Genomic DNA, 15,950 nt, shown 5'->3' on the forward strand with positions numbered 1-15,950 from the left:
CATCATTCTCCTTTTTTGGAGGGATGGGATAATAGATACCATCTTTTTAATGTTTTTCATCTCATTTTATTTAACATATTCCGGAGGAACGTATGCAATATCCCGCCATTTCGATAAAATTCTACTTCAATTGGCGCATCCAGTCTTGATATGACGTTGAAAATCTTCTCTCGTCCATCAGCTTTTGCAACAACACGAAGTTCTCCTCCAGGCTTTAAACTGCTGATACCATGAATATCGAATAGCTCATCACCTTTAAGTCCCAGCGTATCTGCGTTCTCTCCTTTCTTGAACTGGAGTGGCAGAACACCCATTCCCAGGAGATTGCTCCTGTGGATACGCTCAAACGATTCAGCCATGACCGCCACGACCCCCAGGAGATAAGTTCCCTTTGCAGCCCAATCACGGGAACTCCCTGTACCATATTCTTTTCCTGCAATGATGACAAGAGGTGTCCGGTTCTTTTTGTAAAGCATCGCTGCATCATAAATGGTCATCTCCTCTCCGGACGGGAAATAACGCGTCCACCCGCCTTCCTTACCCGGAACTAGGCTGTTCCTAAGATTAATATTGGCAAATGTTCCTCGCATCATGACTTCATGATTTCCTCTTCGAGACCCATAGGAATTGAAACCTTCCGGGGACACACCGCGGGAGATCAAATACTGACCTGCAAGGCTATCCTGGGAAAATTCCCCTGCTGGAGAAATGTGATCTGTTGTGATACTATTTCCCAGGTACGCAAGCACCCTGGCCCCTCTGATCTCATTTCTTTCAGGAGGCTTTGCCGGGAATTCTATGAAGAAGGGAGGTTCCTGGATATAGGTGGATGCCGGATCCCATTCATAGAGCTTGCCAGAAGGGATAGTAAGTTCTTCCCAGAGTCTCGTACCACAAGATACTTCTGCATATTGTTGAGCATATAACCCCGGGTCAATAGTATTTTTTATGATTTGCCTGATATCTTCACTAGCTGGCCATATCTCCTTTAAAAAAACCGGGTCATTATTGGGGTCGTATCCGATAGGTTCGGTCTTGAGATCAATATCTACCCTACCTGATATAGCATATGCCACTACTAACGGGGGTGAAACCAGATAGTTTGCTTTGACAAGCGGGTTGATTCTCCCTTCAAAATTGCGATTTCCACTTAAGACCGACGCTACTACCAGGTTTCTCTCTTTCACCGCTTTCGCGACCGTAAGAGATATGGGACCACTATTACCTATGCAGGTCGTGCAACCATATCCAACAATGTGGAACCCCAGGGCTTCAAGATACGGCATGAGCCCAGAATTCCTGAGGTATTCAGTGACAACGCGTGAACCCGGGGCAAGACTTGTTTTCACGTAAGGTTTAACCTTAAGTCCATGTTCAACAGCTTTTTTCGCTAAAAGACCTGCTCCTATCATCACAGAAGGATTTGAAGTGTTCGTACAGGAGGTAATCGCTGCTATCACTATTGAGCCGTTTCTGATTGGAACATTTGATTCGTATTTGGCTTCGAGCGCCGACCCACCGGCAGGCTCATGCTCAACTTTGAAGCTGCCGCCTTCTCCAAGCCAGCGATGATATTCGTGATCCGCTTCCATTTCTGTTTTCTCTCTTCGGAAAGTCTCTTCCATGACCTTATGGAAACTTTGTTCCATTTGGTCAAGAGGTATACGATCCTGGGGTCGTTTAGGGCCCGCGAGGCTTGGTTCTACTGTCTGCATGTCCAATTCCAGAGTCTCGCTGAACAGAGGTTCGGGACTTTCATCCGTGTGGAAAAGACCCTGCTCCATGGAATAGTTTTTGATAAGATCAACATCTTCTTTTTTCCTGCCTGTCTCCAGGAGATACTTTATTGTTTCTGCATCGATGGGAAAGAAACCTGCGGTTGCTCCATATTCGGGAGCCATATTGGCGATGGTAGCCCTGTCGGGAAGGCTCAATCTGGCCAATCCCGGACCGTAGAATTCAACGAATTTGCCTACCACATTACGTTCCCTTAATATCTGGGTAATCGTGAGAACAAGGTCTGTGGCCGTAATTCCATCCTTGAGTTCGCCGCACAGCCTGAAACCCACAACATCTGGAAGGGGCATATGGTATGGTTGGCCAAGCATGACCGCTTCTGCCTCTATCCCTCCAACACCCCATCCCAGAACTCCCAGGCCGTTGATCATTGTGGTGTGCGAATCGGTCCCGACAAGACTATCGGGATATGCTACAAGTTCATTATTCACTTTTTTGACATGTACCACAGATGCAAGGTATTCAAGATTTATCTGATGGACTATTCCTCTCCCAGGTGGAATGACCCGAAAATTATCAAAAACCATACTGGCCCAGCGAAGAAGGGAATATCTCTCACGGTTCCGCTCGAATTCCTTTGTCTCATTGTGCATTCTTGCAAATGAGGTGCCGTAATAGTCCACCTGAATAGAATGGTCTATGACGAGATCCGCAGGTATGACCGGATTTATCCTGGAAGGGTCACCCCCAAGCCTCTCTACTGCCGATCTCATGGCCGCAAGATCAACAACCACGGGAACTCCGGTAAAATCCTGAAGAAGAACCCTGGCGGGTATGAAAGGGATCTCGCGTTTGTTTCTTGTTTTCGGGTCCCATTGCGCACATAATTTAACGTCCTCTTCTGTAACGAGTTTCCCGTCCAGTTGCCGCAGGAGTGATTCAAGCAAGATCTTTATGGAGCAGGGGAGACGTGAGATGTTTTCGAAACCCATGTCTTCAAGCTTATTTAGTCGATAGATAACAAAAGTTCCTTTTGAAGTTTCAATAACATCCTTAATTTCAGAAAAATCCACGTTCAGACCTCACTATTCCATCAATCGATCCATATTTCACCGTAAATTCGAACCCACTTTTGAAATCACAAGATTTTCTGACCGAACCCACTTTTTAATTTCTGGAGATGATTTCGAATTCTGATATCAAAGAATACATTATGTTTCATACCGGATAATAATATCGCTAAGATGCTAATTACCCGAATCTTTCTTTTCAAGTTCTCTATTACCCAATTAAGAGTTTAATTCAGTCGCAGGTATATAATCGTCCTGTTCTCCATAAATCCCCGTTTCAGCAGTAAATCCAGGTTATTGTTATGAATGGATCGACAATTTTAAGGGTTTATTTTATGTTTTAATAGCTTAATAAAGACAAATTTTGGTATTTAATTGTATATGAACTAATATTTTGTGAAAATATACGTATAAATTATTTTTATTTTAAAAAACTACATTATGGGGATTTATCAGAGCTTTTTAGATTATAGCTTTATTGCTTAGTAGTTACATATTAAGTAATATGATTAGTATAATCGATAAATTCCTTCAGGAGCTCAAAATTAATGGCACGGCAGAGAAAACTCTAACGGATTATAGTAGATTCTTAAAGAACATGAATAAGCTTAAGTCGCTTGAAAAGTGGGATAGAACCGATGTGAACAGGTACATTATGGAAAAGCACGGTGAATGTTCAACAGTAACGGTGGAAAATTGCAGGGTCAAACTAAAGCGGTTTTTTACATGGGCTGGCAAATCTGAACTCGTAAGCCATCTTAAGACTGAAATGCCTGCAAATGACCTGTGCAGACCTGATATTATGACAGTTGAAGATGTTAATCTATTAAATTATGTTACACCATCGATTCCTTATAAGGCTTTAATTTCGTAGTAATTTGAATCTGACGTTATCCTAAATTCTTTAGCCTCGCCGGGCATTAGAACGAGCGCGTGTTGAGGTCAGCCCGTACATGCACTTAATCCCTCCCAGTGAACTGTTCTCGCGGGTAAGCGCACATTCATTTCAGGGGAAATATAATTTGGCGTATCAGGAACAGGAAACCATACTTTCCGAATACGAAATCCGCGTTAATTCCCTTAAGCGTCTTAATTATTTCGTCGGGATTTCTGACATAATCCATAATATCCAGGTGAAGAACGGCCAACCTTTACCTTGCTTAAGCCACTCCCGGAATTTGTCCATTTGCTGCTTAGCGCGTTATTTATTTGATCCGGAGCATGCCGAATTATCAAAACGCAGCAATTGCAATAAACAATACTGCCGCAAAAATTAAGGTTTTCTTGTTCACATTTTTCGCCTATTTATTGTTAAAATCCTCGACCCATAAGCCGGTACGCGGACTTTCAGTTCCTTGGAATTGCCTGCAAATGTTTCATTATCTAACAAATCGTAAGTGATTGCGGTATCCTCGTTGAATCTCGTATTAACAATAGCGTCAACGGGTTTGCCGTTTATATTTACGATCACGGTAATAGACTCGTTTCCATCCCAGCGGTTGTATGCGATAAGTTTCGGAATTTTCGGGCTTATCAGGGCGTCTTCGATATTATCCGATTGCAAAGCTGGAAAAGCTTTCTTGATTGCAATGAGTTTTTTATATTGTTCCTTTAAAATGTCCGGCTTATATCCAAGCGCTTTTGCAATTTCTTCATTGAGAATAATTTGGTATTCCCCTATCCAAATAATATTGCCCGGAGCCGTGGCGTCCAGGGTTATAAAAGCGTTTGAAACATCAGGTTTGAGCAAATCAAGAAAATCATAAGCCTCAACCCACATATTCACGAATTTTGCAGTTTTTGCGTATTTTCCTTCAAGCTCGTTTTGTACTAATTTGACGGCATTGATATAATTGTCCGAATAGGATGGAGGCTTTCCCTCGTAAACTGATTTCAGAAGGCCCCTGAAATTATAGGCCTGCACCCAATCAAAATATATTCCAAGTGTCCTGTTTACGCGGGGATCAGACCACCATCCGGAAACGTCACCATTGCAGGTCTTAATGATAATGTCATCTGGCATATCCCGCGAGGTCATAAATGGTATTTCCCCTGCGAAGGTCAAGTTCTTTCCCGTTTCTTTTTCCAGCTCTTCAATTTTGTTACGCATGGCGTTTGCAAGTGGCTCAGGACTAAAGTAACCATTGACAGGTGTCAGGCATTCAGAACCCTTTGCAAAGCCGGTTTTATCACACAAGTTCTTTATGTAGGAATCGCAGTATGCCATCCCTCCTGAATCCAAATATACCCCATCCATATCCCATTTCTTTATCCAAAGCGGAAGAACCGTGCCGGTTACGTAATTTATGAGCTCGGGATTGGCCTTATTCTGGAATGCGGTTGAGTATGGGAGGGAGAGGTTGTAAAGCTCTTTACATTATTTAATGAAAGGCTTTATGAAGAAAAAAGGTTAATCTAACAGCAGGATGGTGTCGAAATTCTCAGATGTTGCGGTAGAGAAAATAAAGGATGACAAGCTTGGTTTCAGTGAGTATGCCAACGGAATAATCAATACTATTGAGGGCATATCCAGCGATGATACACCTTTCACCATTGGCATTTTTGGGAGCTGGGGTTCAGGCAAAACGAGTCTAATGAATATTACTAAAGCGGAATTGGAGCGCAGAGGTTATAAGACCGTATTTTTTAAATCTTGGGAGTATGGAAACGAAGAGAAGCCCTGGATTCCATTTATGGTTCAAATTGTGAATGAGCTTTTTAAAGATGAGAACGATAATAAGAAGTTGCTGCGTGAGTCGCTGCGGAACATATTCCTTTTTTCTACCGACTCAGTGCTCCAATTTTATTCTGGAGGAAAGATATCAACCGGAGGCGTTATGGAGCTGGTGAAGAAAAGCAAGAAAGCCAGTCCCTTTAAAGAATGGTCTGATGAAGATGTGAAATTAGTGATAGAGAGGATAACCAAGATTGAAAAGTTTAAGGGCGCAATTGAAAAAAAGGTTAAACTGTCGCAGAAGGAAGAGTTCTTCAAACGGCTTTGGTGGAGAATAAAAACAAAGGACAGGGCAGAAAAGCCATCGAAAGGCAAGCTCGTCATTTTTATCGATGACCTGGATAGAATACCTGAGAAATTGATTGATTTCTTGAACAGTTTGAAGATATTCCTGGATATCAATGGCTGTATCTTCATCCTGGGCTGTGACTATGGGATACTGGAAGCTGAGCTCAAGACGAGATACAAAGAGGAGAATTATGAGTTTTATTATGAAAATTATTTCGATAAAATAGTTCAGGCTGAATTTTATATCCCAAGAATAAGCGAGCAGGCAATAACCAGCTATTTGCAATCGTTAACAGGCGGGACTGTTGAAGAGATTGAAAAATACACACAGCTTGTGAATCACAGCATCGGTGGTAATCCGAGAAAGATCAAGAGAGTGGTGAATGCTACAGCGCTCATTCTGAGCGTGTTCGAGAGCAAGTTGTTCACAGTTTTAGAGGAATTTCAAAGACCAAAGCTTAGAGGGGAAGAAAAGACCGAAGAATCCTCGGCACTGGAACGGGGAATCACGCGAGTTTTCACTCCCGACCAGGTATTCAACATCTTATTTGACAGGAGTGTGCTGTTCAAACTGATGTGCATGAGGGAACGGTGGTATAACCTCTACCAGCGGATTTTGAGCGAAGAGCAACTGCAGAGTGCTCTATATTCTCTTCAGGATGAAAATACAACAGCAGAGACATTTAAACTGCTGAGGGAGGCAGCTGGAGAGAAGGGAGAGAAATTAAAAGAGACTGAAAGGAACCTGTGCAAATTTCTGAAAAAAGAACCCAAATTCAGGGATGTAATGGACTTGAAAACATATCTGACCTTGCTGGAGATTTCATCGCCTGATGCGGGCATGCTTCTGGAATATGAAAACCCTGAGAAGCTGCCCATCGACCTTTTCAATCGCTACATGATATTTGAGCATATAAATAAAGGAAAAGTTAAGAAAGAAGTTGTCGAAGAAAAAATAAAACAAATGGATTGGAAAAGTAGTTTGAGCACTTACTATTTCTTTGTTGAAGTAATAAGCGTTTTTGGATATGATGAACTAATAAAAGTTCTCTTCTCTAATGGAAAAAGTCTAAAGTGCATTGAAGAGAAGATAAAAGTGGACTCAGACATTAATGCAGTGGGATCAATGCTTAACTATGTGAGAGACTTTAATTTAATAGGAGCAAAAGAAATTCTTAACAAAACAAAGAATGATATTGAAATGAAAATAAGAGATAGTGATGACCTTAATGCAATAGGATTGTTACTTATTTATGTGAAATGGATAGATCCTGAAACTGCAGAAGAACTTCTCAATGAAACAAAGAAAGACTATGCAGATAAAATAAGAAAAAGTAATACCCTTCGAGGATTAAGAAGGCTGCTCTATATAATGAGAGGAACAGGAGACAAAACAGCAGAAGAGCTTCTCAATAAAACAAAGAATGATATTGCAAGGATAATAAAAGAGAGCTCTGACCTATGGGGAATAAGTCTGATGCTCTCGATTATTAGAAAGATAAATCCAAAAATAGCAGAAGAACTCCTTAACGAAACACAAAAAGATTATGCAATGAAAATAGGAGAAAGTAATGACCTGGTGGCAATAGGCAGCCTGCTAACTAATGTGAAAAAATTAGATAGTAAGGCGGCAAAAAGACTTGTCAATGAAACGAAAAATTATTATACTTATAAAATAAATATAAGTGCAGACCTTTCAGCAATAGCAGAATTGTTCCTTAGTGTTGAAAAGATAAATCCCTTTATAGCAAAATCACTCTTAAATAAAATAAAAACTATTATTGAGATGAAAATAAGAGAGAGCAGTGATCCGCGCGCGATAGAATACTTATTCATTTGCATTAAAAAAACAGATGATGTTATAGCAGATGAAATCCTCATAGAAATAAAGGATCATTATATAGATATAGTAAAAGACAAGCCAGAACTCTTAATGGGAGGAGAACTCTTCGACAGAATAAGAACATTAGAGGAAGAATCAACTAATGTTGATCACATCACTAAGAAATTAAAATAATATACCTATATCCAGAGCGAGATTTCCTAAATATGCTTGAGGTTTATTTCTAAAATTTGAAGGATTATTTAACATTGGTTTTAATGGAAAATTAAGAATTGCCATAAATATGTCTATAAAATAATTTATTAACTTTACAAAACTATCGATTAATCTTCATGTCCACAGACTCTGGACACGAACATTAATACATTTCCTGTCATTTATCGTAATATTTATCCCAAAAATCAGGTGCAAAAGGAAATAAAAAAGTTTTAGCAACTCGTATTGATTTCTTGCTAATTCTAATGAAGGCAGAGTACGGGAAAGGAGAAATGGATATCGGGAAAAACAACCTACATAGTCCTGAAATCTTTGACCTTATTATAAAGGAACATCTGTCCACCGAAAAAAATATATTGCATGAGCATTAGTATAAATAATTAAGGTGGTATTTTCATTAAGGGCATAATCAAGACCTCATTCTTGATATAATAAATAGCACCTTAAAATGAAAAAGGAGAAATCATGTCAAAAATTACACATGTTGTAATCGAAAGTGTTTTATATGATGTGCAGTTACTCACAGCTGCTACGCTGGCTGAATTTGTGGAAGATGTACCGAGATATAAATTGGAAGATGTTTTGAAGAACCCATCATACAAAGCTATCAAGAAACTAAATAAAATCAAAATATAATTCATTTTGTAGTGGGATTGGGAGAGACAATTCCACACCGATTGTTTTATCCCAGAAAGTAAAGATGAACTTACAGGTTATTTCGAAGATGAAGATGTGGATGCAATGTTTGATTTGATTTCAAGCTTGAGGAAAGATCAGTTTTCATATTCTGAATTAACATGGGCTGCGAAAAATAATGAAGAATTTAGATCGCTTGATCTAAATATTATTCTTAAAGCTCTTTTTGATTGAAGCGCTATAGTAATGTAGCATTGATGTTGGATGGAAAAACACATCTCTTTTTCAAATATAGAAACAAACAAGCGCATATAAATTTAAACGATACAATAAAAAAATACACAGAGCGTTATCGAAGGGATTAGACTTTAAATTGAAAAGCAATTCCAAGTTGTTGAAATAGACTCTTGATAAACATTGTGCGCTATTTTTTGAGGTCAAGAAGAGGTCTGGCTTCCTATAACCTTTTGGAGTATGAGTTCTCTACTAGATGTCAGTCACAAATCCCATACGACGTGCGAACCCTAATAATCGCTTTTTACTAAAAGAGTATTAACATTAACAACAGTCAAGCAATACAACATAAATATTATGAATTGTATGGCATGATCGTGGTCAAAACTAAAGCATTCCCTCTAATGTCCTGATCATCGGCAGACTTTATTTTCAAGCGGCTTTATCGTAACATATTAACCGGTAATCGTAAAATCGGGTATATTGTGTGTGGTGGTGTGGATGCATCGGTGTGGGCGCATGAGAACGTCTATTGTCCAATGTTACTCAGATCATAAAATGGTCATGTAAAAAATTATTTTGAGCCTGGTTTGTGAACCGGCAGGTAAATGCTTTAATATCGAAATGGTTACTCTTGGGGCTTGACTTCTTTAGTAGCCGACAACCTTAAATAAACTTAGTGTGTTCTCTTATTTGCAGTTTGGGAAAGCGGTTAGATGCTATTGTTCACTAGGCATACTTGACAACTTTGGCTAAAAGCATGTGATTAAAATAGAAGGAGGTGAAATGAATGACAAAGTTTCTCGTACTTTGGGAAGTGGATGCGACTAAAGTGCCAGATAAACCTGAAGAGCGATTTGAGAACTGGACCAAGATGTTGAATATGGTCAAAGAGGCCTTAGATAGTGGCAAAATGACGGATTGGGGAGAGTTTGCTGGTAGAATTTCAGGATACACTATCACTGAAGGAACTGAACAGGAGATCGCCCTTGAATTATTGAGGTATGTTCCGTACATCAAGTTCAAAACGTACCCAGTCATCTCGGTCGACCAAGTATTAGAAAACGTAAAAGCTCTGTCACAGGGTTAAACTATGGAAATTCGGGGGATTCAAATCGCCCCCGTTTCTTTTTTTAACGGAATCCACTTTCAATGTATTTGCCAAGCTAGCATAGTTGGTTCATTCTAGATACAGGGATTCAGAACACACCGCAATTCTATCAACCAAATTTCTTTATAAATATTTCACAAATCACTGGTGTTATTTGAAAAACTGTGTCCCATGTTCAATATTCCGCAATTGTTATAAGTCATTCTTAGGATGCACGAAATACCTATCGTGATCAGTCACAATCCCCTGACGATGTACGAGGCCTGTATACTGTTTTCAGGAATATATTCCCTGATATATTCGCATGTGTTATGATCTGAAATAAAATTCTCAACAGAACTTGCCATTCCCTCATCTTTCTGATTAAAGACCGAACTAAAGTTACCCTTCTTGAACCACAAAAGGCAGATAGAAATTGTTTGTAGTATGGGGCTGGTGAGATTTGAACTCACGATCGACGGGTCTCTCCGAAAACGCCAGGTTTTTGGCTTTCTGGCCCCATATTTAAATACGGGGTCAATGCACGTTCAGTGCTCCAACGGCTCCTCATAGCTTACCGCGTCCGGTTCGCTCGGTAGACCCGTTGCTCATCATCACACCCCCGGCCACGGAATAAATTCCGGGGACTTTCCGGGGATTTCCGCTGGAGCCCGTCGCCATGCCGGACTAGGCCACAGCCCCTGATTTTGATAAACTCGACAAAGCTATTTTCTTGCGGGCTGATCAAATAGTATCGCTATACTCTACACGGTTGCTATTAAATCTATCTAAAAGCCAAGACATCCCAAAATTATAATATGCCTTGAGACTTAATTGAATTGGGGAACTATGAATCAAGATGATAAAATGCCTGTATTATTCATTGGCCATGGATCACCATTGAATATCATCTTAAAGAACAAATTCACTGATAGCCTTGTAAAGTTAGGCAAAGATCTACCCAGGCCAAAGGCAATAATGGTCATCTCAGCGCACTGGTTGACTGTGGGGACATATGTCTCGTGCACGGAAAAACCAGAAACCATCTATGATTTTTATGGATTTCCACATGAGCTGTACAAGATCAAATATCCCTGTCCGGGTTCGCCTGTTCATGCCAGATCTGTAAGCGATTCTTTACGAAAAGCGCAGGTTAAATGCAGCAATGATCGGGGATTGGATCATGCTTCATGGGCTATCCTGAAACATATGTATCCTGAGGCTGATATCCCGGTATTTGAAATGAGCCTGGATTACTCGTTCAACGAATGGCATCCCAAACCGCTGCAGTATCATTATGACCTGGCATCAAGGCTTGCGGGACTCAGGGAAAAGGGAGTTCTGATCATCGGCAGCGGAAATATTGTCCATAATCTTGGGTTGATCAACTTTCAGAATATTGATGCGGAACCATATGATTGGGCGATAGAATTTGATGAGAAAGTGAAATTTGATTTGATGGATGGGAACCATAAGGAATTGATCAATTATCAAAATATTGGCCCATCAGCTTATTTTGCGGTCCCGACACTTGACCATTATTTGCCAATGATCTATGGCATAGCTCTGCAGGGGAAGAATGAGCCATTGAGATTCACCTATGAAGGATTTCAAAATGGTTCAATTTCAATGAGATGCTTTCAGATAGGTTAGGCTGGTTATTTCCTTATACTTCCAATTTGTATGATAATTGGCGCAGAATCCGGGCAGACGACTGCTCATACCTGTCAATCTCAAGCCTTGGCGCCAAACTAATATTCTTTAATCGGTAAATTAAAAGGAGACCAGCAGTATCAACAGGTTCTTCACAATTCCTTTAAAAATCTGTATCAGGACAAAGAGCAGTATGAAAATCCATATGCCATTGGATACAAGCTGGCAATCAACCTTTTCATTTTTTACTATTTTTGGGACCAGTCTCTTTAAAATTATTCCAAACATAACTAAAAAAATCATACTGAGCAGGCTTAAAACCAGGAGTCCGGGAATAATGCCAAAGGTTTGAATAAATAAATATGCTGCAGGATTTCTTTCACTGCTTCCCACAATAGACGTGAGTATATAATAGGTTAATGAAATGTCTGTGAGCATAGCGATCGAGATTGCATAGAGAATTAGCCTGGGCGTTTTTTCTGATTTAACACCATCTTTTATATTTTCTCTCAGGCTCATGGTTATTTCAGGCTAATTTAAAACACTTTTAGATTTAAATAACAAACGCTAGTAATATGTTTATTCATTTTATACACCCATGATATTCCAATGAATCATTATCTTATATGATAACAGCCATATGGAAAATGTCAGGTTAATGTAAAAAATTATTGCAGCACAAGCCTTAATTCATTCCCAAGAGGCTCTCTCATGCCTTCACTGAATCCGTGACCCCCGGTTGTCACATTATAAAACCGTTTTGGTTCCCCAGCCATTTTAAAAGTATTCCTCGCCAAGTCAACCGGAATAATACTGTCGTTATCGGAATGCAGCATTACAAATCTGCGCGGAGGTATAAACTGCAGGTATGTTTCAGGGTCGATGGAACGATAAAACCTGATCAGATTTTCGTCATTTATATTAGCAATCTGGGATTCCGTATCGTAACCGCTTGTGCTGATGCCGATCACTCCTTTAATATTTGGGTCAAGCGCGGCTGCAATGATCGCAAAACGCCCGCCGTTGCTTTCCCCGAGAATAGCGATTCTCTTTGGATCGATCCGTGGATCCTGCCTTAATACATCGATGGAGCGCAGGGCATCAAATACCATCTTATGTTCTACCGGTTCTTTTCCCTCTTTCCATAGCATATAGTCATAGTTGAAATCCACACCTCCGCGGTTGCGCTGCTCAATGCCAAGACTTGCATAACCCTGACCTGAAAAGATCCCAGCCAACCCCTGCGTCCCTTCCTTCGGAACGGTTGCTCCGGGCAGTATCACGATACCCGGCACTTTCCTGTCAGAGGAAGGTATGCGAAGGAGCCCTTCCACTGTATAATCCTTGCTCGTAAAGGAAATAGTTTCGAGAGTATAGTTGCTGCCCGAATCGGTCTTGAGCACTTTTACTTCGACTTTGCCCCTGTTTTCAGGATAGGAAAGAACACCTTCTTTGCTCACGCTCCATTTATCGCTTTCTTGCGGGATGGAAAAATAAAAAAGAAAAATTAGGATAAAAAAAACAAGTATGGCTATTGCTGTTCTTAGATTGAAAAACGATCGCTTACCGGGTGTTTTTGGTCCTGATTTTTGTTTATTTTTCTTTGTCTTCATTTTTTCCCGTGTACGACGTCAGCAAGCTCGGCTACCCTTTTCCCAAGCGCTCTTCCCTCTTTCAGTCCGACCTCATCAGAACCTGCCGCGCCATAGTGGCCCCCGGTCTCATAGGGATCGCCAACAATTATCATACCCTCGATCAGCATTACCAGGAGTATGGAGATGATGGTGGTTTCCTTGCCTCCGGTCCTGTGGGCGCCGGTGGCAAATGCCGCGCCGACTTTATTGATGAGTTTTTTCCTGACCACGACAGATTCGTCAAAGAACTTCTTCAGTTCGGCTGCCATGGTGCCATAATAAACGGGGGAACCTGCTATGATGCCGTCGTATTCTGGAAGCTCATTGACATCGACCTCGTCCACGGATTTCAGTGTTGGATTCCCTTTTCCTTCACGCACGCCTTCAGCGATCGCCCCTGCCAGCTTTTCCGTGCTGCCTGCCCTTGAGTAATATACTATGAGGATTTCAGACATAATGCTTCGTAATACATCTAAAAATCGATAAAGATTTCGATGTTAAAGGGTCTGATTTAAGTAGAGACTTTTTATTATCTTCTGGTACGAAAAAAACCACAGAGCGCACAGAGGACACAGAGAATTATTACAACTCTGTGATCTCTGCGTTCTCTGTGGTTGATTATCCTTACTTGGATCATTTATATGGGGAATTAAGAAATCTCAATTTTCAAGTAAATTTATCTCCGACTAGAAAAAATTAAAAAGATTCTTTGAGTAAAGGTTCTTCCTCACCGTTTGAGTCCTATTCCGCTTGACACCCTGAAGGGCATATCTTTCAGATGTCCTGTTTGTTATTTTTTCCTGTGTTTTGAAGCAGGAGGAACAGACCGCCGCTCTGGGAAAAGCAGTGTATCAGGATTCATGCCTAATACTTATATTTCGTTTGAGTCGTGGAATTTCCAGGCATCAAACTGCCATATAGAATACACTCAATAATAGTTCTTCATAAGTCATCGGTTAAGAGAAAAAAATGGGATGGAACACGGATTCCACGGATAACACGGATTGGCACGGATGATAAAATATCCGTGGGTATCCGTCAAATCCGTGCCATCCGTGTTCTATTTCAACTAAGGATCGAGAATCATAACTATCTTTCGTATTTCGAAAAACGATACGCATTAAATCAATCAAACTCCTTAACCAATGACCAATGAATAGTTCTTGTCTTGCAACGTTTGAATGAATTTCCTTGACTCTTCCAACTTGACCGTTTTTTAGTTCAACCTTTATTCCATGTGGATGATATGAAGCATTAGTTAAAATTCTCTTTACAATACCCTGAGTTATTTTACCGCTCCTCTGATCTTGCTTTAAAACGATTCCTACACTTAATCCTTCTTTAATATTCTCTCTGGAATTGCCTTCATTCATAATATGAGTTAAATTCATAATTATATAAACATATACATTCTCAAGAAAATTAACTGAAGAATGTTTGAAGAAGGTTTCCCCGGATTTGTATACTTAAATGCATGAGAATCAGGTATTGATCTCACACCCATGGCTGAAAGACCTGGAACCTCAGTCCCATTCTACGATCACTTTGCTTTTTACAGTAATCTTATTTCCGGAGCATCAGCACCGATCCTTTAAGCCAATGCTTAAAATGAAAAGGATTGACATAAGATCTTTAAAGCAGACATATGCGAGATAAATTTAAATCGAATGAGAACCAATCATAATTTAGGCAGGGAAAAATTTGGAGGTTAGTATGAAAACAAAAGCAATTCCGGAAGGTTTTCATTCGCTCACACCTGATCTGGTTGTGCGCGATGCGGCGGAGGCAATTGAATTTTACAAACGGGTATTTGGTGCAAAGAAACGGCGGGTCTTTCACGGGCCTGATGGAAGCATCGTACATGCGGAGATTCAGATCGGTGACTCGATATTATTTCTGTCTCCTGAATTCCCGGAACACAAAGTCTTCTCACCCCAATCACCAGAGGGCGGCACAAGTACCAGCATGTTCTTTTATGTTGAGGATGTCGATGCTGTCTTTGCAAAGGCTGTTTCCGCAGGCGCCACTGTAACCATGCCCCTCGCGGATGCGTTCTGGGGCGACCGCGCCGGCGGTATTGTTGACCCATTCGGTCATCGATGGATGCTGGCTATGCATATAAAGGATATTTCTGATAAGGAGCTAGAAAAGGCTGCGAAGGCTATGTTTGCCAAGAAGCCTTAGTTCTTCTTTCAAGAAGATTCATCAAAGTAGTTTCCTATGCGTAAATTAAAAGGAGATAAAACCATGCGATTCATGATGTTCATGATCCCTAAAATCTACCAACCTGATACGCCGCCCGGAGAGAGAGCTGGGGAAGGATTCGCCCCGCCCGCTGAGTCCGTTGCCAAGATGATGAAGTTCAACGAAGACCTGGCGAAGGTAGGTGCGCTGATCTCACTCGATGGATTTCATCCAATCTCGAAGGGCGCCCGTGTCGCTTTTTCCAGCGGGAAGCCCAAAGTTACCGATGGGCCCCTCATCGAAGCCAAGGAAGTAATCGGCGGCTACTGGATGATTGACGTGAAGTCGAAGGAAGAGGCGGTCGAATGGGCGAAGCGAGTCCCTGCACAAGATGGCGACGTGATCGAGATTCGCCAAGTGTTCGAGGCGTCAGACTTCCCACCTGATGTCCAGAAAGCTGCAGATAATCCGAGGGTGAAAGCACAGGTGGAGAAGAAGAGGAGCAAGTAAATCCGAACCATAGTTGATAGGCATGGAAAAAGGTTTTGTTGCCAGAGCATCGAACTTTCGGACGATGAATAATAAATACTTTATATTTATAATGTCCTAAAGAAAACAAGATCGATATCTA

At 40.8% G+C, this 15,950-nt stretch carries 13 protein-coding genes and 1 tRNA gene; 7 read left to right on the top strand and 7 right to left on the bottom strand.

Annotated features, from left to right (window positions below):
• Positions 1 to 56 precede the first annotated feature (56 nt).
• Positions 57 to 2,810, bottom strand: coding sequence for an aconitate hydratase AcnA (gene acnA, locus O8C65_06955; GenBank protein MCZ7356656.1), 2,754 nt, complete (start codon positions 2,808 to 2,810; stop codon positions 57 to 59).
• A gap of 502 nt (positions 2,811 to 3,312) precedes the next feature.
• Between acnA and O8C65_06960 the strand changes: the two genes are divergently transcribed.
• The gene (locus O8C65_06960; GenBank protein ID MCZ7356657.1) at positions 3,313 to 3,681 is read left to right on the top strand and encodes a site-specific integrase; all 369 of its coding nucleotides are present in this window, start codon (positions 3,313 to 3,315) and stop codon (positions 3,679 to 3,681) included.
• Positions 3,682 to 4,095: 414 nt separating this feature from the next.
• Here O8C65_06960 and O8C65_06965 read toward each other — a convergent pair whose 3' ends face one another.
• Complete coding sequence (locus O8C65_06965) at positions 4,096 to 5,034, bottom strand: hypothetical protein (GenBank protein ID MCZ7356658.1); 939 nt, start codon at positions 5,032 to 5,034, stop codon at positions 4,096 to 4,098.
• Positions 5,035 to 5,233: 199 nt separating this feature from the next.
• Here O8C65_06965 and O8C65_06970 point away from each other — a divergent pair, with 199 nt between their 5' ends.
• The 3 genes from O8C65_06970 to O8C65_06980 all read left to right on the top strand — a co-directional run bounded on the left by O8C65_06970 (position 5,234) and on the right by O8C65_06980 (position 9,848).
• Positions 5,234 to 7,846, top strand: a complete 2,613-nt coding sequence (locus tag O8C65_06970) for a P-loop NTPase fold protein (GenBank protein MCZ7356659.1) — start codon at positions 5,234 to 5,236, stop codon at positions 7,844 to 7,846.
• 507 nt (positions 7,847 to 8,353) lie between these two features.
• On the top strand, positions 8,354 to 8,524 hold the full coding sequence (locus O8C65_06975) for a hypothetical protein (GenBank protein MCZ7356660.1): 171 nt from the start codon (positions 8,354 to 8,356) through the stop codon (positions 8,522 to 8,524).
• A gap of 1,024 nt (positions 8,525 to 9,548) precedes the next feature.
• Positions 9,549 to 9,848: a hypothetical protein gene (locus O8C65_06980; GenBank protein MCZ7356661.1), complete on the top strand. Its 300-nt coding sequence runs from the start codon at positions 9,549 to 9,551 to the stop codon at positions 9,846 to 9,848.
• A gap of 448 nt (positions 9,849 to 10,296) precedes the next feature.
• Here the strand turns inward: O8C65_06980 and O8C65_06985 are convergent.
• Positions 10,297 to 10,550: transfer RNA gene (locus O8C65_06985), tRNA-Trp, on the bottom strand.
• Positions 10,551 to 10,697: 147 nt separating this feature from the next.
• On the opposite strand from O8C65_06985, the gene ygiD reads away from it, so the two are divergent.
• A complete protein-coding gene (ygiD, locus tag O8C65_06990; GenBank protein MCZ7356662.1) occupies positions 10,698 to 11,501 on the top strand; it encodes a 4,5-DOPA dioxygenase extradiol in 804 nt (267 codons plus the stop codon).
• A gap of 120 nt (positions 11,502 to 11,621) precedes the next feature.
• On the opposite strand, the gene O8C65_06995 is transcribed toward ygiD, so the two are convergent.
• The 4 genes from O8C65_06995 to O8C65_07010 all read right to left on the bottom strand — a co-directional run bounded on the left by O8C65_06995 (position 11,622) and on the right by O8C65_07010 (position 14,508).
• Positions 11,622 to 12,020 carry a hypothetical protein gene (locus O8C65_06995; GenBank protein ID MCZ7356663.1) on the bottom strand — a complete coding sequence of 133 codons (399 nt, stop codon included), beginning with the start codon at positions 12,018 to 12,020 and terminating at the stop codon, positions 11,622 to 11,624.
• 149 nt (positions 12,021 to 12,169) lie between these two features.
• Positions 12,170 to 13,114 (bottom strand): alpha/beta hydrolase, encoded by a 945-nt coding sequence (locus tag O8C65_07000; protein MCZ7356664.1) that lies wholly within the window; start codon positions 13,112 to 13,114, stop codon positions 12,170 to 12,172.
• On the bottom strand, positions 13,111 to 13,590 hold the full coding sequence (locus tag O8C65_07005) for an NAD(P)H-dependent oxidoreductase (GenBank protein MCZ7356665.1): 480 nt from the start codon (positions 13,588 to 13,590) through the stop codon (positions 13,111 to 13,113). The genes O8C65_07000 and O8C65_07005 overlap by 4 nt, the downstream gene beginning before the upstream one ends.
• A gap of 501 nt (positions 13,591 to 14,091) precedes the next feature.
• Positions 14,092 to 14,508, bottom strand: coding sequence for a YwbE family protein (locus O8C65_07010; protein ID MCZ7356666.1), 417 nt, complete (start codon positions 14,506 to 14,508; stop codon positions 14,092 to 14,094).
• Positions 14,509 to 14,848: 340 nt separating this feature from the next.
• On the opposite strand from O8C65_07010, the gene O8C65_07015 reads away from it, so the two are divergent.
• Both O8C65_07015 and O8C65_07020 read left to right on the top strand, forming a co-directional pair.
• A complete protein-coding gene (locus O8C65_07015; GenBank protein MCZ7356667.1) occupies positions 14,849 to 15,319 on the top strand; it encodes a VOC family protein in 471 nt (156 codons plus the stop codon).
• Positions 15,320 to 15,382: 63 nt separating this feature from the next.
• Positions 15,383 to 15,829, top strand: a complete 447-nt coding sequence (locus O8C65_07020) for a YciI family protein (GenBank protein MCZ7356668.1) — start codon at positions 15,383 to 15,385, stop codon at positions 15,827 to 15,829.
• The last annotated feature ends 121 nt before the right edge of the window (positions 15,830 to 15,950 follow it).

It is taken from the genome of Candidatus Methanoperedens sp., from assembly GCA_027460535.1.
GTDB lineage: Archaea > Halobacteriota > Methanosarcinia > Methanosarcinales > Methanoperedenaceae > Methanoperedens.